Source organism: [Zimmermannella] bifida NBRC 103089, assembly GCF_001570925.1.
GTDB lineage: Bacteria > Actinomycetota > Actinomycetes > Actinomycetales > Microbacteriaceae > Gulosibacter > Gulosibacter bifidus.
On sequence record NZ_BCSP01000003.1, the window covers coordinates 50,491 to 76,951 of the forward strand.

A 26,461-nucleotide genomic window follows, 5' to 3' on the forward strand; every position below is an offset into this window, starting at 1 on the left:
ACAGGTAAGGAAATGCAGGAACAACTTACAAGCCAATACGCCCAGTCCGCGGGCGTGACTGTCGATGCTCCGGCGACGCATGCCGAGAGCGAGTTCAAGCGAGACATGGGATTCTGGGGCAACCTGGCGCTGGGATTCACCTATCTTTCGCCCGTTGTGGGTGTGTACACGACCTTTGGCCTGGCCATGGGTATCTCGGGCCCGCCAGCATTCTGGATGCTCGCAGTTGCGGGTCTGGGGCAGTTGCTGGTTGCGTGCGTCTTCGGTGAAGTCGTCTCGCAGTACCCGATCGCTGGCGGTATCTACCCATGGAACCGCCGTCTTTGGGGCGCCAAGTGGGGTTGGATGTCGGGATGGATCTACGCCGTAGCCATTAACGCCACGATCGCGTCGGTCGCGTTCGGTGCCGGTCCGTTCCTCGGTGCGCTCTTCGACATCGAAATGAACGACCAAGCCAATGTGATGCTGGCGCTGGCCATCCTCGCATTTGCGACGCTGACGAATTTTGGCGGTACCAAGCTGCTCGCCAATGTGGCGTTTATCGGCTTCGTGCTCGAAATTATCGCCACGGTCGTGATCGGTTTGTGGCTGTTCATCAAGACCAGCAAGCACGACCTGAGCGTGCTGTTTACCGACTTCCGTCCGGCTGAAATGCAGGAAGCGACGCCGTTCATGGCGGCGTTCCTGGCGTCGGCGCTGTTCGGTATCTTCCTCTTCTACGGTTTCGAAGCCAACGGTGACGTTGCCGAAGAGGTGCGCGACCCGAGCCGCGTGATCCCACGCGCAATGCGTATGACCATCTACATCGGTGGTATCTCGTCGATGTTCCTCGCGCTTGGCCTCATCCTGTCGGTGCCCGACTACGTTGCGGTCATTAACGGCACCGCCACCGACCCGGTAGGCGAGATCCTCGTTGAGGCGTTCGGTACTGGTGGTTTCAAGGTCGTCATTGCAATCGTGCTGGTGTCGTTCCTGAGCTGCGTGATTTCGCTGCAGGCTGCTGCATCGCGTCTCATGTACTCGATGGGCCGTGACCAGCAGCTTCCGGCCTCGCACCTGCTCGGCAAGTTCAACCGCGACCGTGCTGTGCCTCCGTACGCGCTGCTGGTGGCCGCGGTGCTGCCTGGCGTATTCGTTGTGATCTCGCTGCTGAGTCCGGATGCACTGATCGCGATTCTCTCGTTCGCTTCGTTCGGCATCTACCTCGCGTTCTCATCGGTCGTCATCGCATCGATCCGTGCGCGCGCCAAGGGCTGGAAGCCGAAGGGCCACTTCAGCATGGGCACATTCGGTTGGGTCGTCTCGATTGCGGCCATCCTGTACCAGGTGTTCGCCATGGTCGTTATCGCCCAGCCGGTCGAAGGTGCCGAAAACTTCTTCCAGGAGTACATCGTGCTTTGCGTCAGCGCGATCGTGGTACTGATCGGTGTTGCGTACCTGTTCGTCTCGAAGCCGTACCTGCGTGGTAGCGGTATCGCAGAGGATGCGCGCACCGGTGTTGTCGACCTGCGTTACGCAGAGCCGATTGCGCAGTCGGAGGAGATCGTGGACCTGGCCGTGCGTATGGGCGGCGGTAAGCCGAACCTGTACCCGCACCAGGAACGGGACCAGGATCAGGGTCGTATGCATTAGGTCTGGCACACGTGAAAGCCGCCCCGGCGTGAGCCGGGGCGGCTTTCTTGTTGTCTGCTGGTCCGGTGATCTCCAAAGTGGTGCAATATCCAGCAGTCAGGGGTGCTCAGCACCTCGAACTCTCCTGGAGCGCACCACTTTGGAGATAGTTTCTTCTACGAACTGGCTACTTGCAGCAATTCGCCGAGCGTATGAAGCTTCTGTCGCACGCGACCGGGGTTTGCTGCTGCTCGCTCAAGTTCGTCGATGCGCTGCCATCCGGCGTAGTCTGTGGCGTTCGTGAGGAGTGGGGCTACCGCATCCCAACCAGCTGGACGATTATCGGACGCTGCAACGATTTGCTCGATGTCTTCCGCAATGATCTCAGCGAGCGCTTTGGCATCTGTACGTTGTGCGGCGATCGTGCCGCGTGGACCACGACGTGCCCAGCCCGCTACGTAAAGGCCCCTGTTTACTCGGCCGGTCTCCTTGGCCCCGTCATCGATTTCCGTGATCGTGTCACCAGTGAAACCGATGGCGGTAATCACGCCATCGACATTGATCTGTTCCCGATTTTCAGTCGCCAGGTTCTGCAATGTGAGTGAGGACACGGCTTGATCACCGCCAATGGCGACGGGAGAGTAGCCGAACCACCAGTGCACTTCGCCGCGCTCCGCGCTCTGCGGTGTGGTCAACTGATCGATCAGTTCGGCGCGCTCCGAACCGGAGACGGGTTTATGCTCGGGCGAAGCGAAGTGCATGACGTGGCGGACACCTTCGATGCCAATGAGCTCGTGCAGCATCGAGTTGTCGAACTTCGCGTCTTCGACACCACTGCGTCCGACCGAATGCAGTTCATTCATGCCTCGGCTAAGCGCTTGATGGCCGGCGTCATTGATGTCGGACGCGTCAAGCTCCTCGGGGGTCTTCGTGAGCAGCCGGAGCAAGTCGATTGCGACATTGCCCTGACCCACTACGGCGACGCGCTGTCCCAAGGCCCGATATGACTCGGGGGATTCATCGGGGTGGCTGTTCAGCAACCGCGTGATGCGTCCGGCCCCCGCGACGCCGGGAAGGACCTCGCCAGGAATCCCAAGCTCACGGTCAACATGCAGACCTGTCGCAATGACAACGGCGTCAAAGGCCTCGCGCAGCTGCTGGAATTCAATGTCAGCACCGATGCCGACATTGCCAACGAACCGTACGCCCTGCTTTTCAAATAGACGCGCGAACTGTCGCGTGACGCCCTTGGTGCCCTGGTGGTCAGCTGCGACACCGAACCGAACGAGGCCAAACGGAACCGGGAGGCGGTCAAACACCGTGATTTGTGCATCCGGAATTCGCTTCAGGATCGCCTGAGCTGAGTAACAGCCCGATGGGCCGGAGCCGACCACGGCAATCGTGGGGGAGGATGGTGAAGTCATTTCGACCACGCCTTACACCGCTGATGCCACTGGCCATGCGGCGAGAGTTTGCTCGGCCCAGGCAATCCCCAGCTCAGAAGGGTCCTGTGATGAAGCCGCATCGTGGCGACCATAGTCACCAACGCGCTTGGCGCCGCAATCCGTGAGTGCTTCATCCACCCGTTCGCTGCCACGGCTGTAGTTCTTGTAGGTGCTGTCGCCAAGACCAAACATGGCGTAGTGGATCCCCGTAAGGTCGGGTGTTGCCTCGTTGAGTGCGGCCACGAATGGCTGAGCACTGTACGGGAGGTCGCCCTCGCCATGGGTGGAACAGATCACTAGGTGAACGTCGTCTGCCGAGAAGTCGTTGACATCGATTTCCGCGAGGTCTTCAACTTCGACCTCGTGATCAGCGCTGAGCTGGTCTTCGATGTCGGATGCAATGAGCTCGGCATTGCCACTTTCGGTCCCGAAAATGATGCGGATGGTCATAGTTAGCTCCTTTGCGTCAGGGGCGCGTCGTTGCGTCCCGCGTCTTGCTCCGCAACACCGTTGCTGAGCCGTCACTCGTGGGTCGCCCTGTGTGGGGGAGTGACGTTGGCATTGACCGCCGGTCGTTCGCCGGCGAGATCGTAAAACCAACGCCAGTGTAGCTTTAGTTGCTTGAAGTGCAAGCCTGCACTGGGTGTTTCAGTGTGCTGCCAAACTGAGGTGCCGCGATGGTATTGCGGCGTGTTGCCCGAGTCTTCGCGTATCGCGAGGGTTCAAGGTGTTGATTTTCTGCAATTCTTGAAAACAGGCAAAAGTGTATGTAATGTTTCGGTCACCGATAGGGAGCCAGTTGGCGGCCTGTCGTATACCCGCAGTAGATCAACGACGATCTCGCATTCTCAGGCAATGGAGCCGTACGAAAGCAGGTAGCATCAACATGCAATCACAAGACCTTAAACGTGCAGATGCACAGGTTTCTGCAGCCGCCGCATCCCACGCTCATCTCGAACCCGAACCACACCGCAACGTCGGCCAGGAAGAACAGGCCAGCGAGTTCAAGCGCGACATGGGGTTCTGGGGGAACCTGGCGCTTGGTTTTACCTACCTCTCGCCGGTCGTTGGTGTGTACACCACGATCGCCGTATCGCTCGCGATTGCGGGGCCACCGGCATTCTGGATGCTCGTGGTCGCCGGTGTCGGCCAGCTACTCGTCGCGTGCGTCTTCGGTGAAGTCGTCTCGCAGTACCCGATTGCTGGTGGCATCTACCCGTGGAACCGCCGACTGTGGGGCCCGAAATGGGGCTGGATCTCTGGCTGGATCTACGCGATTGCGATCACTGCCACGATCGCGTCCGTTGCCTACGGTGCCGGGCCATTCTTGGGCGCGCTCTTTGACATTGAGATGACGCCAATGGCAAATGTCATGCTCGCACTCGCCATTTTGCTCCTGGCCACACTCACCAACTTCGGCGGCACCAAGTTCTTGGCCAAAGTCGCCTTCGTCGGGTTCGTGCTGGAGATCGTCGCCACTGTGTGCATCGGCATCTGGCTGTTTATCGCCACCCGCAAGCACGACCTCAGCGTGCTGTTCACCGACTTCCGTCCGGCTGAGCTTCAGGAATCGACACCGTTCATCGGTGCCTTCATCGCCTCGGCAATCTTCGGTATTTACCTGTACTACGGCTTCGAAGCCAACGGTGACGTTGCCGAAGAGGTGCAAGACCCAAGCCGTGTGATCCCCAAGGCGATGCGCATGACGATCTACATCGGAGGTATTGCTTCGATGTTCATCGCGCTCGGCCTCATCCTGTCGGTGCCGGACTTTGCAGCGGTGATGGACGGCACGGCAACCGACCCGGTTGGTGCGGTATTCGTTGAGGCATTCGGGCCGGTTGGGTTCAAGATTGTGCTCGCCATCGTGCTCGTTTCGTACCTGAGCTGCACGATCTCGCTGCAGGCGGCCGCATCCCGCCTGATGTACTCGATGGGTCGCGACAAGCAGCTTCCGGGATCGACGCTCTTGGGCAAGTTCAACCGCGAGCGTGCAGTACCTCCGTACGCACTGGTGCTCGCCGGCATCCTTCCCGCAGCGTTCGTCGTGCTCTCGCTGCTGAGTGCAGATGCGCTGATGGCGATCCTTTCGTTTGCTGCTTTCGGCATCTACATGGCTTTCGCTTCGGTCGTGGTCGCGTCGATTCGCGCCCGTGCCAAGGGCTGGCAGCCGCGCGGTCAATTCACCATGGGTGGCCTCGGTTGGGTCGTGAGCATCCTAGCGTTGGGCTACCAGTGCTTCGCGATGTACACCCTGATCGTTCCGGTCCCGGATGTGCCGTGGTACCAGGCGTGGATCGTAGCGATTGTGAGTGGCATCGTGCTCGTGGCTGGTCTGTTGTACCTCTTCACCGCCAAGCCGCACCTGCGCGGCGGCGGCCCCACCGGAGACGCACACACCGGCGTAATCGACCTCCGCTACGCAGAGCCCATCGCTCAGTCCGAAGAGGTCGTGGACCTGGCCATTCGACTCGATGGCGGTAACCCAAACCTCTACCCACACCGGCCGCGGAAATCCGCCCAGAACCGCATCACCAAGTAATGACCATCGCAAAGGAGCGACCAATGTCAACCTTGACCGTCCCGTACCTCAATATCGCCGACCCTGAGTTCGCCATGGACTCGGAAGCCGTTCGAGCAGCTCGCGATGCCAACTGGTATGCCGAGACGAACTACGGTCTTGCGATCCTGTCCTACGAAGACAATGCGGCGCTCATGAAGAGCACCCACTTCATTCAGGGCTCCGCGCAGTGGCCCGAACACAACGGCGTACATAGCGGTCCATTCCATGACTGGTGGAAGGAGAACCTGCTGGTGCTTGAAGGCGCCGATCACGACCGCATCCGTCGACTCACCAACCCCGCGTTTTCGCCACGCAAGATCAAGAAGCTCGCGGGACGATTTGATGAGCTCGCGAACGAACTCATTGACAACTGGATCGACCGCGGCGAAGTTGAATTCGTCAACGAGTTCGCGGCCCCGTTTGCCACCCGAGTGCTGTGCATCCTGCTTGGTATCGACGAAGCCGATTGGGTGAAGATTAACGACCTCGGGTCGAAGATCGGGGCGGCGCTCGGCGTGACCTTCAAGGAAGAACAGGAGAGCATCGACGCTGCGCTGACGGAGTTGCAGGAATATGGCGCGGCGCTCATCCGAGACCGTCAAGAGAATCCAAAGGATGACTTCTTGACGCGACTCGTAAGCGAGAACCGCGACGGTGACAAGCTCACGGATGCGGAGCTTCAGAATCTCGTGGTGCTGCTTATTTTTGGTGGCATGGATACGACCCGCAACCAGCTCGGGCTCGCGATGCAGTCGTTCTCAAAGCAGCCGGAACAGTGGGAAAAGCTCGCGGCAGAACCCGAGAAGTATGCCAAGAATGCTGTGGAAGAAATGCTGCGGTTGAATCCAACAACCCGTTGGGTGACCCGCGAAGCGGCGGAAACCTTTGAATACAAGGGGCTCACGATTGAGCAGGGCACGACCGTGCACATGTTCACGATGATTTCGGGTACCGACCCCGAAGCATTCATCGACGCTGAACAGATCGATCTCGACGCGGAGCGTGCGCCAAACTTCGCCTTCGGTGGTGGCGTTCACAACTGCATCGGGCAGTTTGTTGCCCGGTCGGACATGATGGCGGCCCTACCTGCGCTCGCGACCCGCATCACCGACCTCCAGATCGGTAACGCCACCTGGTTGCCGGACTCCGGAAACACCGGCCCCGAGAACCTGCCGGTGCGCTTCACCAAACGCTAAGACCCGGAACCACGTTCGCTAACCGCGCGAATCCAACACGATTTCAACCGAACACTCAACGAGGAGTAACACCATGACTACGTTCGCTACCCCAACCACGACGGAGCGAGAGCCCCACATCGAGAAGCTGCAGACTGCAGCGATTGAACTCGGCGGCAACCTGTCGGAGATTTACCGAGACCGAGTCGACTCGGCGCTGCACGACAATGGTGCGCTTAACCGCCACAAGGAAGCCAACCTGTCGGATGACACGGTCGCCGAAATTACCGAGAAGATCGAGCGTTCGGGCGTCAAGTACCTCTATTACATGCTGCCCACGCTTGGGGCACGCACGGTCGCGAAAATGGTGCCGGCGAAGCACGTGGTTCGCAACCTTGAAAAGGGCATCAGCTTTCACCGCACGGCGCTGAGTGACTTGCAATCGGACATCTTCGGCAACCTCATCGGTGGTGGCGTCGAAGCGAAAGAGTTCGTCGGCTTGCCTCAGCCCGAAACTTTCCAGCAGCTGCCCTGGGACAACGAGGTTGGTCGCATCTTCTGCGCTGCGTACGAGCCTGAGCACCTGCCAACCGTTGGTGGCCGCCCGAACGCGATCGACTCGCGCGCGAACATGCAGCGCACGCACCAACTCATGAAGGACATCTTCAAACTGACCATGAAGTCGGGCACCGAACCCGAGATGGTCTGGGCTGGCGAGTCGATCAAGCCCACGCTCATCCCGGGGCACAGCCCTGCATACCAAGTTGAAAACCTTGAAGTCATGCGACCGATCTACAAGCGACTCGAAGAGTACTGCTCGGCACTCGACTTCGACATGATCGAAGGTGACTACGAAGACCAGGGCCAGATTGAACTCAACTGGCAGTTCGACGACATCGAACGCACTGCCGACCGACTGGTTACCTACCGACAGGTGTGCTCACAGGTTGCTCGCGAGTTTGGCGTCGAAGCCTCGTTCATGCCCAAGCCGTACCTCGGTTCGATGGGTAACGGCTGCCATCACAACCTCTCGCTCTGGGACAACGAAGGCAATAACTCGTTCATCACACCGGGCGAAACGACCCTGCACATGTCGCAGCTCGGACGTTGGGCGATCGGCGGCATCCTCAAGCATGCGCGCGGCATGATGCTCGTGATGGCGAGCACCGTCAACTCGTACAAGCGATTCTGGGACCCGGGTCAGTTCGCACCCGCCCGCGCAAACTGGGGCCTGGACGACCGCGGTTCGATGGTCCGTATCTCGGCCATTGGTCGTGCCGAAGTTCGTGTGCCTGACTCGTCGGTCAACCCTTACCTCTCGCATGCCCTGCTCACCGCAGCAATGGCCGACGGTATCGGCAACCAAATTGAACCGCCGGCACCCGGTAGCGAAGGCGAAACCCTGCCCATGTCGCTCGGTGAGGCAATCGAGTCGTTCCGTGAGGATGAATTCATTCAGGCATACCTGCCAGACGACCTGCGTCAGGTTTACCTCGACATGAAGTCGGATGAGTGGGCGCGCTACTGCGGCGCGGTCACTGAGTGGGAGTTCAACCAGTACTGGCAGGCGATTCCGTAATGGAAAGCCTCCGACTTGCATGTATTGATTCGGCGGCGGAACCGCTGTTCGGGCTGAGCCCGGACGGCGGGGCCACGCGGCCCGGGTATGAGCCCGAAGCCGCCGCTCTGGTCGCGGCCAAGCTCGGGCGCGACATCGAGTGGGTCATCCTGCCGTGGGAAGACATGATTCCAGCAGTCCAGCGCGGGGATGCGGATGCGGTTTGGTGCGGACAGGGCATCATCCCATCGCGGCAGGAGCAGGTAGCGTTCACTCGCCCATATGCCGTGTTCAACGAATCCGTACTCGTGCGCGCCGGTGACCCGGCGCGTTCCCCGGAGGACCTCGCCGGATACCGGGTAGCGGCGATCGAAGCCAGCGCAAATATGCGGCTCGCTGAAACGTTCCCCGGAGTCCAAGTCGTACCGTTCGGCGCATCCGATGATGTGTTCGGCGACATGATTGCGGCCGTTCGCGACGGCAGCGTCGACGCAATGGTTGATGACGACGTCGTGACGGTGCCGCTTGGCGACGAACCTGAGTTCGACATTGCGTTCACCGCCCCAACCGAGAACCCGTGGGGAATTGGGGTCGCGAAAACGAACCCCGAGTTACTCGCACAACTGGATGCAGCGCTCGCGGACGTCATCGACAGCGGTGAACTGCAAGAAGTTTGGGGGCGCTGGATGCCTGACCTGCCGTATCCAGCGGAAGCTTTGAGAAAGGGGCGACCATCATGACACAGCACGAGGGAGCGCGGCGGCCAATTATTGCGGTCCCCGCGATGCAGTCGGCAAAGGTTAACGGCCTGAGGTTTTCTGGAGCCGTCGTCGCGAGCGCCGTCATCGACGCCGTGGTTCGTGCCGGTGGAGAACCAGTGATCATTGCGCCGAATGCTGGTGCCACAATCTGGCATCACGTTGATGGATTGGTTTTGCCCGGCGGATCGGATATCGACCCGGCACGTTATGGGCAGGCCGCCGACGAGACCTACGCCGGGACCGACTTCGCCGGCCAAGACGATGCGGACGCACGCGCCATCCGACAAGCGGAAGAACTCGGGCTGCCGGCCTTGCTAATCTGCCGCGGCATGCAGCTGTGGAACGTCGAGCGCGGCGGTGACATGGTGCAGCACTGGCAAACGCCGGACCTTGGTCATGTGGGTACTGTTCACGACGTCACCCTTGCCGCCGATTCGCTCGCGGCACGAGTGCTCGGCGACCTGGGCACTCGTGAAACGGATGCGCAGGGTAACGACCTCGTGCGCATCCAGGTCTCGAGCTACCACCACCAGGCCGTAGGCCGCATCGGCGGCGGTCTGACGGTAACCGGCGTCGCGCCTGACGGCGCGGTCGAGGCGCTCGAGGACGCGAGCAAACGCATCCTTGCCGTTCAGTGGCACCCCGAAGACCGGGCGCACGAACTGGAAGTCGATCAGCGGTGCTTTGACTGGATTGTTGCCGAGGCACGTGAGCGGATGCGCGCTCGCGAAAGTGGCAGCGCGGTAGTCCCGAACAAGACGCCGCCGCCGCCGCTGCTTACCAAGGAAGAAGTCATGCAGTCGGCCGTGGCAGATGGTGACGTGCATATCGCCGTTGTTGCGCAACTCAACCTGAGCGACCAGAACTGGGAGACGTATGAGCTCATCAAGCGTTTCACTACCGTGACGGTCGAGACATTGCGCAGTCTGGGAGCGACTGTCTCATTGGTTGACGTGACTGACGATGCAACACCGAACTACGAGGCGATCGCTCAAGCCGATGGTGTTTGTATGCTCGGCGGCGGCGACGTCGATGGCGCACTGTACGGTTACGATGGCCCGGTCGCCAACGAGTACGGGAAAGATCCGCGTAGCGACGAGCGACAGCTCCGCATGTTGCGAACTGCGATCTCGCAGGATCAAGTCATGCTGGCGATTTGTCGCAGTTCACAGTTGCTCAATGTCGCGTGCGGTGGGACGCTCATTCCGGACCTCGAGCCGGCTGATCTCCATCGCGTGACGGATGGGACCGGAATGTTCCATGATGAGGAAATTTCCCTGGTTGCGGGCACACGCGTACACGAGGTGTTTGCACGTGAGCGTCTGACCGTCCGAAGTGGGCATCACCAGGCCGTCGCCGTGCCCGGTGTGGGCCTGCAAATTGCCGCACGCGCGGACGACGGTGTTATTGAAGCGGTTGAACGTATCGACAACACCTGGATCGTGGGTGTGCAATGGCATCCGGAGGATGACGACGGTGCGGCTGCCGACCGGTTGGCGATGTTCAATGCATTCGTCTCGCAAGCCCGGGCTAAGCGCGCCCTGCGAGCGGCATGATGTCTCAGGTGGCTGGGGGATCGCGCTGCTCCGCAAATCTGAGGCACCACTCACCGGTCGCTAGGTTGAACACCGTCAGTGTTTACGGGGCCGGACCGCTTGGCGGGCACTCGGACGTGTTGTCTAGGGTGCCCGCCAGAGTGTAAACGTCGGCTGCATCGTTGGTAGCGGCTTGGCAATGAGGCCGGAACTCGAATCAATCTTTGTCCCCGGCAAGAATCTCGCGGAGTTTGCGCACAATATGCGGCCCTCGGGGTGTGCAAGCACGAAGGTGCCGGGAAGCCCTCGTGTCGCCTGGGTAAACCACTGCTGCAACGCATCAACCGTTACGTCTGCTCCGGCCAGCGCAACCAAGCCGGTTGCATCGTAGTAAGGTGACGTAAGCGTGACGATGAATTCATCAACGCCGGTGTAATCAAAGTACGGGCCGAAGGTGTTTGGCTGTTTGGTCGAAACCGGCATCGCGTACCAGGGCTGCTGTTTGAAGTCGTAGTATTCCGGACCGCTACCTTCAAACGAGAAGTTGTAGGTCGCAAAGTCCTCACCATCGCGGATCTGCCACATGATCGATTGCGTGGGGAGTTCTGCTCGGTCGATGTCCAAAATGACGCCTGAACCGTGGACGAGTGGTAGTTCGGTCATTAGCGCCCGGGCGCGGGTAAAAATAAGGTCTTGCGTCTCGTCCGAGATCGCTTGAATTTGTCCTGCCTCGTCAATCTTGAGCAGCGTGCTGAGCGCTGCAGCACTCGTGGCGAGCTCGGCGTGAATTTGGTCCAACTCGGCCGCGATGGCCGGTCCGAGGTCTTGGGCGGTACTTACAGATGGCATGTCCTAACCTTCCTGATCGTCGTTGATCGAGAGTGTCAGCTTGGTGTCAATGAGGTAATACGTATCGGCACGCAGGCGAGCCGAGGTAATGGCGACGGCGCGTTCGGCGTCCGGTTGTTCAAGAGCATCAACCAATTGGGTCATTTGGGATGCGGCTTCGGTGTGGCTTCGTTCGCGGTGGAACGGAGCCCACAGCAGCCCAGCGAATTCGAGCTGAAGCTCAATCTCCAGGGCAAGGATTCGCTTGGATTGGGCGACCACGGCGAGCTCAAGCCAGAACCGGCTATCTGCTCGGGCCCGATCAGCCGCATCCGCTGCGGTGCGAAATACCTTGACGAGTTGACGCAGCCGTGAGATATCGGTGGAGACGGCGCGGTCGGCAGCGAGTCGCGCGCTGGCGGTGGCCAACGCGATGTGGGTGTCGCCGAGGTCGCGCAGGTCGACAACGCTGTAGGAACTCAAATGTTGGATGAGTACGCTGCGGGCAGTTTCCGGGACCGCGACAACGAATGTGCCACCATTTCGGCCACGACGAGTCTCGACGAGACCCTCCTCCCGCAGCGTTGCCAGCGCATCCCGCAGTGTGGCGGGCGAAACCGAGAACGATTCGGCCATCTCATACTCGCTCGGCAGGCGCGTTCCTTCTTGCAGCAGGCCAACCCGAATCGATGACCGGAGTCGGGACGCGATCGCTTCTGCTCGGTCGAACGGTGGGAGTGAAGCGAACACCGACGCGCCGAGTGCACCTGATGCTGGAGCGAGCGTAATCGGCTCGGTCGCAGGATGGCTCGGTTGCAGGGCCCGGTTTGCCACGTCCATTCGGCTCCCTTGTCTGTGTCTGTGTCTGTGTCTGTGTCTGTGTCTGTGTCTGTGTCGCGCTGGCGTGTGTTGGCCATCGTAAGCGAAACCGGCAGGGCGGGATGTATTCACCCCGCCCCGCCGGTTACTGACGTGCGTCGCGTGCTGCTATCGCTGCAGCTGCTGCGACTTGCGTGCGTTGACGACCTTCAGCAGTTCGTCTTCGGCCGTAGGCCCAGGCTTGATTCCGCCGGGGATCCGCAGGAAGAAGACCATACCTACCAGCCACCACAGGCCGAAGATGATCCATGGCTCTACGGTGAGCGCAGCGGGCATACCTGGCATGTACAGGGTTACGAGGAACGCGGTGATGATGGCCGAAAGGACACCGATCACGACACCGAAGTTGCCGCTACCACCGATGCGCAGCGGGCGGTCCATGTTCGGCTCGCGCTTACGCAGGATCACGAACGAGATCGAAACCAGCAGGTAGGCGAGCACGATCATTGGCGAACCCGAGTCCACGATCCAGGTCAGTGCCGACTTGCCGAAGAACGGCGCGATCGTGGCGATACCACCGAGCACGAGCAGTGCGTTCACTGGCGTGCCGAAGCGTGGGTGGAGCTTGCCCAGCCATGCCGGCAGCATGCCTGCGTGTGCGAGCGAGTACAGCAGGCGGGATGCGCCCATCTGCAGCGAGTTCCACGAGGTGACGATACCGGCGATACCGGCGGCGACCATGATGTTGCCGAAGACGTTGCTGTTGAACAGTGCAGCCATAGCGTCAGCAGCAGGCAGGGTCGACTCGGCAATAGCGCTTTCTGGCAGTGCCACCGACACGGTGAGCACGATCATGATGTACCAGAACGCGGCCACGATCACCGAGATGAACGAGAGCCGGCCGGTGGTGCGCGGCGGCAGGTCGACTTCCTCGGCGGCCTGCGGGATGACGTCGAAGCCGACGAACATGAACGGTACGACTACGAGAACAGCGAAGAATCCGGTCGAGCCATCCTTGAACAGCGGCTCCATCATTGCGGGGTCGCCGTTGGTGGCGGCACCAAACAGCTGCAGCGCACCGATCGCGAAGAGGAAGATCACAACGAACATCTGGAAGCTACCGGCGATCTTGACGCCGACGATGTTGATGATCGTAATGATGATGGCCACGAGCGAACCGACGAGTGCCCAGTCAAGGAACACCTCGGAGCCCGAAATCTCCCACAGCTTGATGTGGTCAAGGGAGAAGACGTGGTTGATTGCGGTCGGCAGCGCCACCGCCTCGAACGCGACAACCGTGGCGTAACCACCGGTGATCGCCCATGAACCGATGAACGACCAGCGTGGGCCGAGGCCACGCATAATGTAGTTGTGCTCGCCACCGGCCTTGGGCATGGCCGCGACCAGCTCGGAGTACACGAGGGCAACGATGGCCATCATGAAGCCACCGATCAAGAATGCGCCGGCGGCACCGAACGAACCGGCGCTGTCAATCCAGCCACCAACGAGGGTGACCCAGCCGAAGCCGACCATGGCGCCGACACCGAGGGTAAGGGTTGCCCACATACCCAGGCTGCGCTTGAACTCACCCTGCTCCTGAGCAGGCGGCGAATGTGGGGAAGCGGAATTTGTCGTACTCATCATCGTTGAACCATTTCTGGCCGCGTCATTGCGGCCGTAAATTGAAGCAGGACGAACGGTAACCTAACCAATATTTGCGGATGCATCAACTGATCCACGTTCATTTATTTGGCAATTTGTGTAGATAATCCAATTTCGACCTCACGTTTTGTCAGTTCTTGCAAGCAAGGCTCGCCGGGGTGAATCGTTGTGATTTCTGGCGTAGTTCGGAGCTTGCGACGGTAAGTGCATCCGTACGCATCCGCTACGACACGCGCATCCCGGTAGGGCGTAGGCTCGTAGCATGCGTTCGATTTACAAGACTCCCGATGAACTCCGCATGATGGTGCCCGCGGGCATCCTTACCGCACAGGCCCTCGACGCGGTCGAAGCGGCCATCCGGCCGGGAATCTCCACGCTCGAACTCGATGCCATCGCCGAACGCGTCATCCGCGAAGCCGGGGGAGAGCCAAACTTCCAGCTCGTCGACGGCTACCACCACACCGTCTGCGCGTCGGTCAACGACGTCGTGGTCCACGGCATCCCCAATGAAACCCCACTGCAGCCCGGCGACATCGTGTCGATTGACTGCGGTGCGCAGCTGAACGGTTGGAACGGTGACTCGGCACGCACCTTTATCGTCCCCGGCGACGATTCGGATGCATCCGGTACCGCCCACAGTGATGTCTGGGTTCGCGAGGCCCACCGCGTTTCGAACGCCACCCGCGAAGTCATGTGGCACGGCATCGCCGCCGTCGCTACTGCGCGCCACATGAACGACATCGGCGGTGCGATCGAAGACGCCATTGACGAGCAGCCGGGGCCGCTCGGCAACCTCGAGAACTTCACCGGCCACGGCATCGGCCGCAATATGCACGAAGAACCTACCGTGTTTAACTACCGCGTTCGTCGCCGCGGCCCCGTTGTTAAGGCCGGCCTGGCGATCTGCATCGAACCGATGCTCACAGGTGGCAGCCCCGACGTCGGCATCGACGACGATGAATGGTCGGTGCGCGCGGTTGATGGCACTCCCACGGCGCACTGGGAGCACACCGTTATCCGTCACAAAGACGGAATCTGGGTAACCACGGCCCACGATGGTGGTGCCGCCGGGCTCGCGCCGTTCGGTATCGTGCCGGTGCAGCCGTAAGCCAGCACGGCGATCGTGAGTGATCTCCAGGCCATGTTCCCCAGAGCATGTGGGAGAGGTGCGAATTACAAGGATCCGGTCATGTTTGCTCAGTAGGTTTGGTGACTGAAGTGCTGCCGCAGGACGTCACCTAATGCCGCGCAGCTCACGCCGACAAAAGCGAGGAACCCGTGAACGCACCAGTACGCATTACCATCACCGGCGCGGCCGGAAACATTGGCTACGCACTCGCGTTCCGCATCGCATCCGGTGGCATGCTCGGTGCTGACACCCCCGTTGAATTGCGGATGCTCGAAATCCCGCAGGCCGTTCGCGCAGCCGAAGGCACGGCGATGGAACTGCTCGACGGTGCGTTCCCGCTGTTGCGCGATGTTGTCGTGACCGATGACGCTACCGCGGCATTCGACGGTGCCAACATGGCGCTACTCGTCGGCGCGATGCCACGCAAGGCGGGTATGGACCGCAGTGACCTGCTCGCCGCCAACGGTGCCATCTTCAACGAGCAAGGCAAGGCAATCGCCGAAAACGCTGCGGACGACATCCGCGCGCTCGTCGTTGGCAACCCGGCGAACACCAACGCGGCAATTCTGCGTGCCGCGGCACCGGATGTTCCGGGCGAGCGATTCCACGCCCTCATGCGCCTTGACCACAACCGTGCGGTCGCGCAGCTGGCGCAGCGTGCTGGTGTCAGTGCCGGCGAGGTTTCGCGCATCCACGTTTGGGGTAACCACTCGAACACACAAGTGCCCGATGTTGCTCACGGTCAGATCGGCACCAAGTCGGTTCGCGACGCGATTGCCGACGAAGCTTGGCTCGACGGCGAGTTCGTACGCACCGTTGCCACCCGCGGCGCTGCGATCATCGACGCGCGCGGTGCATCCTCGGCGGCCAGTGCGGCCAGCGCGGCCATTGACCACATGCGCGACTGGGCGCTCGGCACTCGCGAAGGTGACTGGGTGACGATCGCGCGTCCTTCGCAGGGGGAGTACGGCATTCCAGAAGGATGCATCGCAGGCGTACCTGCGATCGCGCGCGATGGCGAGTGGTCGGTCGTGACCGGTCTTGAACTTGCACCGGCGCTGCGACAGCGAATCGACGCATCCGTCGCCGAGCTTCAGGATGAATCAGCACAGGCTGCACAGCTCGGCATTTTGGGCGCGTAACGCGTCGACGTTGCAGACACGCCGATAACTTGCATATTTCGCCCTAAACCACTTGCGTTTCGTTTGTCAAGCTGCCTATAGTTGAGGGTCGATCTGTGTGAAGGGCGCTCATGTGTCCTCGGCAATCGCACCATTCCGCATGACCGGCATGTGGGAACAATCAAGCTAGTGACAGTGAGGCTATGGCGAAAAAAGACGGCGTCATCGAAATCGAAGGTTCGGTAGTTGAAGCATTGCCTAACGCAATGTTCCGCGTTGAGCTTTCGAACGGGCACAAGGTCCTCGCGCACATTTCCGGAAAGATGCGACAGCACTACATTCGCATCCTTCCTGAAGACCGAGTCATCGTAGAGCTCAGCCCCTACGACCTCACGCGCGGACGAATCGTCTACCGCTACAAGTAGCCCACCGCTCTCGCAGCGTTTCCACGGCCGGATAAGGAACGGCCGGCACACTTCCGTGTCGGCACGAGGCCAGCGTAAGAAAGAAGACAACTATGAAGGTCAAGCCTTCGGTTAAGAAGATGTGCGACAAGTGCCGCGTTATTCGCCGCCACGGTCGCGTAATGATCATCTGCGACAACCCGCGCCACAAGCAGCGCCAGGGCTAGTAGTCGCCGGATACGGCAACTACAACAACTCAAAACTGAAATCGCAGCGGTAAGAACCACCACGGGTGGGGACACCTTCGGACTCGAGGCTGGAGCCCAGCCGCTGCACCACACCTCAACCATCTAGGAGCACACTCCAATGGCACGTCTCGCAGGCGTTGACCTCCCACGCGAAAAGCGCGTGGAGGTTGCACTCACCTACATCTACGGCATCGGCCGCACCCGCGCACTCAAGTCGCTCGAATCGACTGGCGTGGATGGAAACACCCGCGTGAAGGACCTCACCGACGAGCAGCTCGTTGCCCTTCGCGACCACATTGAAGGCACCTACCAGGTAGAAGGTGACCTCCGCCGTGAGGTTGCCGCCGACATTCGCCGCAAGGTTGAAATCGGTAGCTACCAGGGTCTCCGTCACCGTCGTGGTCTGCCTGTTCACGGTCAGCGCACCAAGACCAACGCTCGTACCCGCAAGGGCCCGAAGCGCACCGTCGCCGGTAAGAAGAAGTAACCGCGCCCTCATCCGGCTGCGAGTGAACCAAGTTTCGTAGGAGAGAAGAATTGGCAACCCCAAAGACCGCAGCGCGCAAGCCGCGCCGCAAGAGCAACAAGAACGTGGCAGTGGGCCAGGCCCACATTAAGTCGACGTTCAACAACACGATCGTTTCGATCACCGACACCACGGGCGCAGTTATTAGCTGGGCATCGTCGGGTGGTGTTGGCTACAAGGGCTCGCGTAAGTCGACCCCGTTTGCCGCTCAGCTTGCTGCTGAGGCTGCTGCACGTCAGGCACAGGAACACGGCATGAAGAAGGTCGACGTTTTCGTTAAGGGACCGGGCTCGGGTCGCGAAACCGCAATCCGTTCGCTTCAGGCTGCAGGCCTCGAAGTTGGTTCGATCACCGATGTGACGCCACAGGCTCACAACGGTGCACGTCCACCGAAGCGTCGTCGCGTCTAATGCCTCCCAGGTCGCCCCGGTCATATTGAACGTGGGCGACCTTCCCGACCGAGTCGGGATCGCCTGTCTTTCGCACAACCACATACCTCGCGTGAGTATCAAACTCACGATCACGCCAGGCGTCATATAGCGGACGCTTAGCCGAAAGGAACCACACAGTGCTTATTGCACAGCGCCCCACCCTTACCGAGGAAAACGTCTCAGAGTACCGTTCACGCTTCGTGATCGAGCCACTGGAGCCAGGATTTGGCTACACACTGGGTAACTCGCTTCGTCGTACGCTGCTGAGCTCGATCCCCGGCGCTGCCGTGACGAGCATCCGTCTTGACGGTGTGCAGCACGAATTCACCACCATCGCTGGTGTGAAGGAAGACGTCACCGAAATCATCCTGAACATCAAGCAGCTGGTTGTGTCCAGCGAGCACGATGAGCCGATCACTGCGTACCTGCGCAAGACCGGTGCTGGTGAAGTCACCGCTGCCGACATTTCGGCTCCTGCTGGTGTCGAGATCCACAACCCAGACATGGTTATCGCGACGCTCAACGACGACGCAAAGTTCGAGCTCGAACTGACCATCGAACGTGGCCGTGGCTACGTTTCGGCACAGCAGAACCGCAACACCTACTCGGAAACGGGTCAGATTCCGGTTGACTCGATCTACTCGCCAGTACTGAAGGTCACCTACCGCGTTGAGGCAACTCGTGCCGGTGAGCGTACTGACTTCGACCGCCTGGTCGTAGACGTCGAAACCAAGCCTTCGATGGCACCACGTGATGCAGTTGCATCGGCCGGTGGCACGCTGGTTGAACTGTTCGGTCTCGCACGCGAGCTGAACGTTGAAGCCGAGGGTATTGAGATCGGCCCGGCTCCGGTCGAGCAGGTCATCAACGAGGAACTCTCGATGAGCATCAACGACCTCGACCTGTCGGTTCGCTCGTACAACTGCCTGATGCGCGAAGGCATCACCACTGTTTCGCAGCTGGTAGCCCTGAGCGAATCGCAGCTCATGAACATCCGCAACTTCGGACAGAAGTCGGTTGACGAGGTTCGTGACAAGCTGACCAGCATGGGACTGTCGCTCAAGGACAGCGTGCCTGGTTTCGAGGGCACCCACTTCTACGGCGCCGGCGAAGACAGCGGCGAGTACATCTAAACCGCGTCACGCGGAAACACGTATTTGAGAAAGAGATCTACGAATGCCTAAGCCAACTAAGGGCCCCCGTATTGGAGCCGGTCCCGTACACGAGCGGATGATCATGGGTCAGATGGCCGCGCAGCTGTTCACGCACAAGCGCATCCAGACCACCGAAACCCGTGCCAAGCGTCTCCGTCCGATCGCTGAGCGCCTGATCACCCAGGCCAAGCGTGGCGACCTGCACAACCGCCGCAAGGTGCTTGAGACCATCACCGACCGCGGTGTTGTTCACGAGCTCTTCACCGAGATCGCTCCGCTCATGGCAGAGCGCGAAGGTGGCTACACCCGCGTCATCAAGACCGGTTACCGCAAGGGTGACAACGCACCAATGGCCGTTATCGAACTCGTCCTCGAGCCGGTAACCCCAAAGGTTAAGAAGGCTGCACCGGCCGCTGAAGCAGCACCGGCAACGGAAGCTCCTGCCGAAGAGGTTGTAGCTGAAGAAGCAGTCGTCGCTGAAGAGGTTGCAGCAACCGAGGCACCTGCCGAAGAAGCTGCTGCTGAAGCTGCTGAAGAAGAAACCAAGTAGTTTCAACTTCACACCGGGCTCGGTAATTCGAGCTTGACCGCAAAACTGCCCCGCCATGTGCGGGGCAGTTTTGCGTTTCCGGTGTTATGGACCATGACCGGTGTGCTCCGGCTCATCATTTTGGGTGAATTCGGCAGGTTCTGGTGCAAACGACTGGATGTTGATGAGCCGGAGCACGCGGTGCGGGCGCGTGTTAGGTGAGTGCTAGGGAAGCGTCTGGTGCTCCGGCTTGTTGTCGTAGACCGGGCGAGCCGGGCCGATGCACGGGATGCACCGCCGCGAACTGGCAAGATGGGGGACATGACTTCGCCCAGCACGACGCGCATCCGCCTGGACATCGCCTACGACGGTTCCGCATTCAGTGGCTGGGCAACGCAACCAGAATTGCGAACGGTGCAGGGCACGCTCGAAGATGCCCTCCGCATCCTGTACCGAGACCTGCCAGAACATGGCCCACTGCTCACCGTTGCCGGCCGCACCGATGCCGGCGTGCACGCCACCGGACAGGTCGCGCACCTCGATCTGCCCACTGAAATGTGGCAGGCAACCGCGCGCGGGAATCGAGACGACGATGCCGCAGCGGCATTCGTTCGCCGCATGTCGGGGATTCTGGGGTTCGACTCCGACGTCGTGGTCACCGCGGCTGCACCAGTTGATGCCGCGTTTGACGCACGATTCTCTGCGCTGTGGCGTCGCTACGAGTACCGCCTTGCGGACATCACGGCCAAGTCAAACCCGCTGGAGCGGCACCGAACCGTGTTCGTACGCCGCGAACTCGACCTCGAAGCAATGAACCAGGCTGCCGAAACGCTTATTGGGCTGCATGATTTTGCGGGCTTCTGCAAGCCCCGCGCCGGGGCGACGACCGTCCGCACGCTGCAGGAATTCCGGTGGCAGCAACTTGAGCCTGGCGTGTTCATGGCGACGGTCAAGGCGGATGCGTTCTGTCACTCGATGGTGCGCTCGCTCGTCGGCATGTGTGCCTCGGTAGGGCAGGGACGACTCGCGCTCGAAGACGTACCGGCACTTCTGGAACTCGAACAGCGTTCCAACTCGTTCTCGGTACTCGGCGCCAAGGGGCTCACGCTAACCGAAGTCGGATACCCCGCCGAAGCAGAACTCGCGCAGCGCCAGACGCAAACCCGCGCGAAGCGGCCACACCTGCGATTGGTCGAGCCGATGCGGCCCGACAACGTGACGCCGCTGCCACCGGACGGTCCGGTGCCGGCCTAGCCTGCCGCATCCACAGAAAACCGGATGCGGACCCTGCGGTGATTGCGCATAGTGTCGCAAGATCAAGGCTGGCGTAGCGAAGTTTGGCAGCCTATTGCGCGCGCATGATCGGGTGGCGTACCCTATAAAGGTTGTCTGACGTTAGTTAGACATCGAAGTGGACCCTCAGCTGTGGGATTCGCGGATGCCGAACGCACGATTAAGTGCGCATCCGTAAGAATCGCACGATCGAGCGGGACTCACGACCATTCCCTTCGACTGAAAGATGCAGTTATGCGTACCTTCACTCCCAAGGCGGGTGAGATTGCTCGCGAGTGGTTCGTCATTGACGCAACCGACGTAGTACTGGGCCGTCTTGCCTCGCACGCTGCCACGCTCCTGCGTGGAAAGCACAAGGCCACGTTTGCTCCGCACGTTGACACCGGCGACTTCGTCGTCATCGTTAACGCTGACAAGGTTGCCCTCACCGGCGCCAAGCTGGAGCAGAAGAAGGCTTACCGTCACTCGGGTTACCCGGGTGGACTCCGCGCCGAGAGCTACACCGAGCTCCTTGAGAAGCGCCCGGAACGCGCCGTTGAAAAGGCTATCCGCGGTATGCTCCCGAAGAACTCGCTCGGCCGTGACCAGATCAAGAAGCTCAAGGTGTACGCGGGTCCCGAGCACCCGCACGCTGCTCAGCAGCCAAAGCCATACACCTTTGACCAGGTTGCCCAGTAGCGGCACAACGAAGAAGGACGAACATCGTGGCGACCATTGCAGACTCCATTGAGGAGCAGCCCACCAATTTCACCACTGAGACTCCGGCTTCGGAAGCTCAGGCAACCACCTCGCGCCCAGCGCTGACCGTTTCGGGTCAGGCCGTTGGCCGTCGCAAGCAGGCAATTGCGCGCGTTCGCGTAGTTCCTGGTAGCGGCAAGATCACGGTTAACGGCCGTGACCTTGACGAGTACTTCCCGAACAAGCTGCACCAGCAGCTCATCACCGACCCGTTCACGCTGCTCGAACTTACGGGTTCGTACGACGTAATCGCTAAGATTGTCGGCGGTGGCCCTTCGGGTCAGGCCGGCGCGCTGCGCCTCGGCATCGCTCGTGCACTGAACGAGATCGACCGTGAGCACAACCGCCCAGAACTGAAGAAGGCTGGCTTCCTCACCCGCGACCCACGCGTCAAGGAACGTAAGAAGGCAGGTCTTAAGAAGGCTCGTAAGGCGCCTCAGTTCTCGAAGCGCTAAACAACCGCATTACGAAAGGGCATTGGAACTGTTGTTCGGAACCGATGGTGTACGTGGTCTTGCAAATGGCAAGATCACGGTCGAACTCTCCGTTGCCCTGGCGCAGGCCGCCGCAGTCGTGCTCACTCGCGAAACACGAGCGCACGGCGGGCGGCCTGTCGCCGTTCTTGCTCGGGATCCGCGGATCTCGGGCGAATTTATCGGTGCCGCTGTCGCAGCGGGACTGGCCGCATCCGGTGTTGACGTCTACGATGCGGGAGTCATCCCAACCCCGGCCGCGGCATTCTTGACGGCCGACATTGATGCCGATTTTGGTGTCATGATCTCGGCCTCGCACAACCCGGCTCCCGATAACGGCATTAAGTTCTTTGCCCGCGGTGGCCGCAAGCTGCCTGACGCACTCGAAGCAGAGATCGCGGCGCAGCTCGAACTTGAACCGCTTCGTCCTACCGGCGACGGTGTCGGTCGCATCGATCGATTCGCGGATGCAGAAGACCGCTATGCGCTGCACCTGATTGCGGCAACTCCGGTTGTGCACGCAGACGCTCGTCCAGCGCTGGATGGGATGCGTGTGGTTATCGACGCCGCTCACGGCGCCGCAGCCGGTGTGTCGCCAGAAGTTTTCCGAAGTCTTGGCGCCGACATCACCCTGATTGGTGGCGAACCGGACGGCATCAACATCAACGCTGGTGTTGGCTCAACCCATCTGGATCTCTTGCGCGAAACGGTCCTCGCAACGGGCGCTGACCTCGGTATCGCGCACGATGGCGACGCTGACCGCTGCCTCGCGGTCGATCACCTCGGTGAAGTCGTTGACGGCGACCAGATTATGGCGATCATCGCCGTTTGGTTGAAGGGCCGCGGTCTGCTCACCGACGACACCCTGGTTGCGACCGTCATGTCGAACCTCGGATTGCGCATCGCGATGCGCGAACACGGCATCAAGCTGCTCGAAACGAAGGTCGGCGACCGTTACGTTCTCGAAAAGCTTGGCGAACATGGTCTCGCGATCGGTGGCGAGCAGTCGGGTCACATCATCCTGACCCGCTTCGCTACGACCGGTGATGGTGTGCTCACCGGCCTCATGCTCGCGGCAATCGTTGCCGAAACGGGCAAGTCGCTGCACGAGCTCAAGCAGGTCATGAAGGTCTACCCGCAGGTGCTCGTGAACGTGCGCGGCGTGCGCAAAGACGAATGCACGACGCATCCGGTCGTACAGGCCGAAGTTGCGGCAATCGAAGCGAAGCTCGGCGACACCGGTCGCGTGCTGCTGCGCCCATCGGGCACCGAACCACTCGTTCGCGTCATGGTTGAAGCTGAAACCGACGAAGTGGCACGCGAATGTGCCGACCACCTCGCCGAAATCGTGCGGTCGTCGCTCGGCGAATAAGCCCGCCTTAGCGGCGGACACCTGGCGTGATTACGCGAGTCTGCTACCCGGCGTTGTGACCGCACGCCGGCACCATACGTTGTGTGACAGCGCAGCGTCGCGCATCCGCTGAGCGGCTTGCTCCTAGCGGCATCCGTCTAGAGCTTGCGCAGCAGAATGCGTTCGATCGAGTGATCGGCAGCTTTGCGCAGGATGAGGCGCGCGCGTGAGCGTGTCGGCAGCACGTTCTGTTCCAGATTCGGCAAGTTGATCGAATCCCAAATGCTGCGCGCCATCTCCAAACCCTCTTGCGTTGAGAGATTGGCGAATCGGCGGAAGTACGACTCGGGCTGTGTAAACGCGCTCGTCTGCAACTTGAGGAATCGTTCTTCGTACCAGCGCGCAATATCTTGCGTGCGCGCATCCACATAAATCGAGAAATCAAACATGTCACTCAGCGACAGTGCCGTTGCGCTTGACGGTGGCTGCAACACGTTGAGTCCCTCAACGATGAGGATGTCGGGGGACTGCACGACCACGCGCTCACCCGGCACGATGTCGTAGACGACGTGTGAATACAACGGCGCGGTGACCTCTGGCGCGCCGGACTTCACCTGCGTCACGAAACGCAGCAGCGCGCGTCGGTCATACGATTCGGGGAATCCCTTGCGGTGCATGATGTTTCGCCGGTGCAGCTCGGCGTTGGGCAGCAAGAAGCCGTCGGTCGTTACGAGCGTGACGCGTGGCGTGTCTTCCCACCGGCTGAGAAGTTCGCGCAACAAGCGAGCAACCGTCGACTTGCCCACCGCAACCGACCCAGCAATACCAATCACGAACGGCGTGGGACGCTGCATCTCGCCGAGAAACTTCGTTCGCTGCTGTTGCAAGGAACGCGTGGCGTTAACGTGCACATTGATGAGCTTGGTGAGCGGTGCGAACACCTGTCGCACCTGTTCGATCGACGTCGGATCGCCAAGGCTTCGAAGCCGAGCGAGATCGGATTCTTCGAGCGTGAACGGCGTCGCTGGTGCAAGTCTTGCCCAGTCAGCGCGAGGAATCTCGATAAACGGGGACGACAAACCATTGGCGGTTCCTTGGGCCCCAGACTGTGGCATCCTGCAATTCTACTCGCAATATCATCCATTTCGGCGAGTTCATGTGCTCCGTACGGATTGCGCTGTGCACAGAATCGGCTCGATATGCGCCGATTCGTGTGCTGCGTGGTGCAAACTAGAGGCCATGTGTGGAATTGTTGGATACATCGGTGACCGTGACTGCCAGAACACCTTGATGGCGGGTCTCGCCCGCCTTGAATATCGCGGCTACGACTCGGCCGGTATCGCGTTGGTTGACGCCACCGGTGGAATGCACGCTCGCAAGCGCGCCGGCAAGCTCAAGACGCTGGCCGACGACCTTGCGAATACGCCAATGGCCGATGGCCACATCGGTATCGGACACACCCGCTGGGCAACGCACGGTGCAGCTAACGACACCAACGCGCACCCACACCTTTCTTGCGGTGGCAAGCTCGCGGTCATCCACAACGGCATCATCGAGAACTTTGCTGAGCTTCGCGATGAGCTCAAGGCAGACGGCGTCGAGTTCTGCTCGGAAACTGACACCGAAGTTGCCGCGCACCTGCTCGGGCGCGAGTACGACCGCACCGGCGACCTCGTTGCGGCATTCCGCAATGTTGCACCGCGCCTCGAAGGTGCGTTCACGCTGCTCGCCGTTCACGCTGACCAGCCCGACGTAATCGTCGGGGCACGCCTGAACTCGCCGCTCGTGATTGGCCTCGGCGAGGGTGAGAACTTCCTCGGGTCGGACGTAGCAGCATTCGTCGAGCACACCAGCAAGGCGATTGCGGTCGGCCAGGCGCAGATCGTGATCGTGCGCAAGGATGCGGTCGAGATCGTTGATTTCGACGGCAACCCTGCCACCGCTGACGAATTTGAAGTCAACTGGGACGCATCCGCCGCCGACAAGGGTGGCTGGGACTCGTTCATGGCGAAGGAAATCACCGAGAACCCCGAAGCGGTTTCGAACACGCTGATGGGCCGGATCCAGGACGGTGCCGTAACGCTGTCGAGCCTCGACGTACTCGGCGAAAACTACTTCCGTGAGATCGACCGAATCACCGTGATTGCCTGCGGTACCGCGTTCTACTCGGGTCAGACGGCCGCCTACGCGATTGAGCGCTGGGCGGGCATTCCGGTAACCCTCGAACTCGCGCACGAATTCCGTTACCGCACACCGTTCATCACCGATCGCACGCTCGTCATCTCGCTTTCGCAATCGGGCGAGACCATGGACACGCTGATGGCCGTGCGTTACGCCCGCGAGCACGGCGCGAAGACGCTGTCGATCTGCAACACGCAGGGCGCATCGATTCCACGCGAGTCGGATGCGGTCGTCTACACGCACGCAGGCCCCGAGGTCGCCGTCGCATCGACGAAGGCCTTCACCGCGCAGATCACCGCGCTGTACCTGTTTGGTCTCTACCTGGCGCAGGAACGCAGCACCCTGTCGAGCGACGAAATCGCTGACCTGCTCGACGAGTTCCAGACGATCCCCGAAAAGATGCGCGCCGTGCTCGAAGAGCACGACCGCATCAAGGAACTCGCGCACTGGATGGCTGACGCTCGCTCGGTGCTCTACCTCGGCCGCTCAACCGGATTCCCAATTGCGCTTGAGGGTGCCCTCAAACTCAAGGAAATCGCGTACATCCACGCCGAAGGCTTCGCCGCCGGTGAGCTTAAGCACGGTCCGATCGCGCTGATCGAACCGGGGCAGCCCGTGTTCGTCATCGTGCCAAGCCCGCGCCACGACGACTCGCTGCACCCGAAGATCGTCTCGAACATCCAGGAGATCCGCGCTCGCGGCGCCCGCGTGCTTGCCGTGATCGAAGGTGGCGACGCCACGGTACTGCCGTACGTTGATGAAGCGTTCGCCTGCCCACCAACGAGCGAATTCTTCGAACCGCTGCTGCGCGTGATTCCGCTGCAGATTTTTGCGCTCGAGCTGTCGACCGCCAAGGGCCTCGACGTTGACCAGCCACGCAACCTGGCGAAATCAGTGACGGTCGAGTAATCGACCGGCACGGTTCA

General features: G+C 60.7%; 25 protein-coding genes. 19 read left to right on the forward strand and 6 right to left on the reverse strand.

All coding sequences use genetic code 11. The annotated features are described in order from the left end of the window. The first annotated feature begins 12 nt into the window (after positions 1–12). Positions 13–1,632, forward strand: coding sequence for an APC family permease (locus ZBI01S_RS03650; RefSeq protein WP_066056540.1), 1,620 nt, complete (start codon positions 13–15; stop codon positions 1,630–1,632). A 155-nt stretch (positions 1,633–1,787) separates the two neighbouring features. Here the strand turns inward: ZBI01S_RS03650 and ZBI01S_RS03655 are convergent, their stop codons facing one another. Continuing rightward, a complete protein-coding gene (locus ZBI01S_RS03655) occupies positions 1,788–3,035 on the reverse strand; it encodes an FAD-dependent oxidoreductase (RefSeq protein WP_066056978.1) in 1,248 nt (415 codons plus the stop codon). A 12-nt stretch (positions 3,036–3,047) separates the two neighbouring features. Further along, positions 3,048–3,506, reverse strand: a complete 459-nt coding sequence (locus tag ZBI01S_RS03660; protein WP_066056543.1) for a flavodoxin domain-containing protein — start codon at positions 3,504–3,506, stop codon at positions 3,048–3,050. Between the two features lie 436 nt (positions 3,507–3,942). Here ZBI01S_RS03660 and ZBI01S_RS03665 point away from each other — a divergent pair, with 436 nt between their 5' ends. From ZBI01S_RS03665 to ZBI01S_RS09465, 5 genes are all read left to right on the forward strand, one after another. Continuing rightward, the gene (locus ZBI01S_RS03665; RefSeq protein ID WP_083524474.1) at positions 3,943–5,598 is read left to right on the forward strand and encodes an APC family permease; all 1,656 of its coding nucleotides are present in this window, start codon (positions 3,943–3,945) and stop codon (positions 5,596–5,598) included. A gap of 23 nt (positions 5,599–5,621) precedes the next feature. Continuing rightward, positions 5,622–6,815 (forward strand): cytochrome P450, encoded by a 1,194-nt coding sequence (locus ZBI01S_RS03670; protein ID WP_066056981.1) that lies wholly within the window; start codon positions 5,622–5,624, stop codon positions 6,813–6,815. A gap of 73 nt (positions 6,816–6,888) precedes the next feature. After that, positions 6,889–8,373 (forward strand): glutamine synthetase family protein, encoded by a 1,485-nt coding sequence (locus ZBI01S_RS03675; protein WP_083524475.1) that lies wholly within the window; start codon positions 6,889–6,891, stop codon positions 8,371–8,373. Next, positions 8,373–9,092, forward strand: a complete 720-nt coding sequence (locus tag ZBI01S_RS03680; RefSeq protein WP_066056544.1) for a substrate-binding periplasmic protein — start codon at positions 8,373–8,375, stop codon at positions 9,090–9,092. Before ZBI01S_RS03675 ends, ZBI01S_RS03680 begins: the two co-directional genes overlap by 1 nt. Next, positions 9,089–10,669, forward strand: coding sequence for a gamma-glutamyl-gamma-aminobutyrate hydrolase family protein (locus tag ZBI01S_RS09465; RefSeq protein ID WP_083524476.1), 1,581 nt, complete (start codon positions 9,089–9,091; stop codon positions 10,667–10,669). Before ZBI01S_RS03680 ends, ZBI01S_RS09465 begins: the two co-directional genes overlap by 4 nt. A 123-nt stretch (positions 10,670–10,792) precedes the next feature. Here ZBI01S_RS09465 and ZBI01S_RS03690 read toward each other — a convergent pair whose 3' ends face one another. The 3 genes from ZBI01S_RS03690 to ZBI01S_RS03700 form a co-directional block, all read right to left on the reverse strand. Continuing rightward, entirely contained in the window at positions 10,793–11,497 is a 705-nt protein-coding gene (locus ZBI01S_RS03690) for a cache domain-containing protein (RefSeq protein ID WP_066056547.1), read from the reverse strand. Between the two features lie 3 nt (positions 11,498–11,500). After that, positions 11,501–12,316, reverse strand: a complete 816-nt coding sequence (locus ZBI01S_RS03695; protein ID WP_083524477.1) for a FadR/GntR family transcriptional regulator — start codon at positions 12,314–12,316, stop codon at positions 11,501–11,503. Between the two features lie 147 nt (positions 12,317–12,463). Beyond that, positions 12,464–13,936: an APC family permease gene (locus tag ZBI01S_RS03700; protein WP_083524499.1), complete on the reverse strand. Its 1,473-nt coding sequence runs from the start codon at positions 13,934–13,936 to the stop codon at positions 12,464–12,466. Between the two features lie 283 nt (positions 13,937–14,219). Between ZBI01S_RS03700 and map the strand changes: the two genes are divergently transcribed. The 12 genes from map (at position 14,220) to glmM (ending at position 23,375) form a co-directional block, all read left to right on the forward strand. Beyond that, positions 14,220–15,065: a type I methionyl aminopeptidase gene (map, locus tag ZBI01S_RS03705; RefSeq protein ID WP_066056554.1), complete on the forward strand. Its 846-nt coding sequence runs from the start codon at positions 14,220–14,222 to the stop codon at positions 15,063–15,065. A gap of 170 nt (positions 15,066–15,235) precedes the next feature. Next, on the forward strand, positions 15,236–16,228 hold the full coding sequence (locus ZBI01S_RS03710) for a malate dehydrogenase (RefSeq protein ID WP_066056556.1): 993 nt from the start codon (positions 15,236–15,238) through the stop codon (positions 16,226–16,228). A gap of 182 nt (positions 16,229–16,410) precedes the next feature. Continuing rightward, positions 16,411–16,632: a translation initiation factor IF-1 gene (gene infA, locus ZBI01S_RS03715; protein WP_066056559.1), complete on the forward strand. Its 222-nt coding sequence runs from the start codon at positions 16,411–16,413 to the stop codon at positions 16,630–16,632. Positions 16,633–16,724: 92 nt separating this feature from the next. Further along, entirely contained in the window at positions 16,725–16,838 is a 114-nt protein-coding gene (gene rpmJ, locus ZBI01S_RS03720; protein WP_066056562.1) for a 50S ribosomal protein L36, read from the forward strand. A 139-nt stretch (positions 16,839–16,977) separates the two neighbouring features. Further along, positions 16,978–17,346 carry a 30S ribosomal protein S13 gene (rpsM, locus tag ZBI01S_RS03725; RefSeq protein ID WP_066056567.1) on the forward strand — a complete coding sequence of 123 codons (369 nt, stop codon included), beginning with the start codon at positions 16,978–16,980 and terminating at the stop codon, positions 17,344–17,346. Between the two features lie 50 nt (positions 17,347–17,396). Further along, positions 17,397–17,795 carry a 30S ribosomal protein S11 gene (gene rpsK, locus ZBI01S_RS03730; RefSeq protein ID WP_066056569.1) on the forward strand — a complete coding sequence of 133 codons (399 nt, stop codon included), beginning with the start codon at positions 17,397–17,399 and terminating at the stop codon, positions 17,793–17,795. 158 nt (positions 17,796–17,953) lie between these two features. Then, a complete protein-coding gene (locus tag ZBI01S_RS03735) occupies positions 17,954–18,949 on the forward strand; it encodes a DNA-directed RNA polymerase subunit alpha (protein ID WP_066056572.1) in 996 nt (331 codons plus the stop codon). A gap of 43 nt (positions 18,950–18,992) precedes the next feature. Next, positions 18,993–19,520 carry a 50S ribosomal protein L17 gene (rplQ, locus tag ZBI01S_RS03740; protein WP_066056576.1) on the forward strand — a complete coding sequence of 176 codons (528 nt, stop codon included), beginning with the start codon at positions 18,993–18,995 and terminating at the stop codon, positions 19,518–19,520. A gap of 300 nt (positions 19,521–19,820) precedes the next feature. Next, complete coding sequence (gene truA / locus ZBI01S_RS03745) at positions 19,821–20,753, forward strand: tRNA pseudouridine(38-40) synthase TruA (protein WP_083524478.1); 933 nt, start codon at positions 19,821–19,823, stop codon at positions 20,751–20,753. 273 nt (positions 20,754–21,026) lie between these two features. Beyond that, positions 21,027–21,470, forward strand: coding sequence for a 50S ribosomal protein L13 (gene rplM, locus ZBI01S_RS03750; RefSeq protein WP_066056579.1), 444 nt, complete (start codon positions 21,027–21,029; stop codon positions 21,468–21,470). A gap of 26 nt (positions 21,471–21,496) precedes the next feature. Beyond that, a complete protein-coding gene (gene rpsI / locus ZBI01S_RS03755; protein WP_083524479.1) occupies positions 21,497–21,985 on the forward strand; it encodes a 30S ribosomal protein S9 in 489 nt (162 codons plus the stop codon). Between the two features lie 22 nt (positions 21,986–22,007). Continuing rightward, positions 22,008–23,375, forward strand: a complete 1,368-nt coding sequence (glmM, locus tag ZBI01S_RS03760) for a phosphoglucosamine mutase (RefSeq protein WP_066056583.1) — start codon at positions 22,008–22,010, stop codon at positions 23,373–23,375. Between the two features lie 137 nt (positions 23,376–23,512). On the opposite strand, the gene coaA is transcribed toward glmM, so the two are convergent. Beyond that, positions 23,513–24,469, reverse strand: coding sequence for a type I pantothenate kinase (gene coaA / locus ZBI01S_RS03765; protein WP_066056586.1), 957 nt, complete (start codon positions 24,467–24,469; stop codon positions 23,513–23,515). 124 nt (positions 24,470–24,593) lie between these two features. Here coaA and glmS point away from each other — a divergent pair, with 124 nt between their 5' ends. Further along, on the forward strand, positions 24,594–26,444 hold the full coding sequence (gene glmS, locus ZBI01S_RS03770; protein WP_066056589.1) for a glutamine--fructose-6-phosphate transaminase (isomerizing): 1,851 nt from the start codon (positions 24,594–24,596) through the stop codon (positions 26,442–26,444). Positions 26,445–26,461 lie beyond the last annotated feature (17 nt).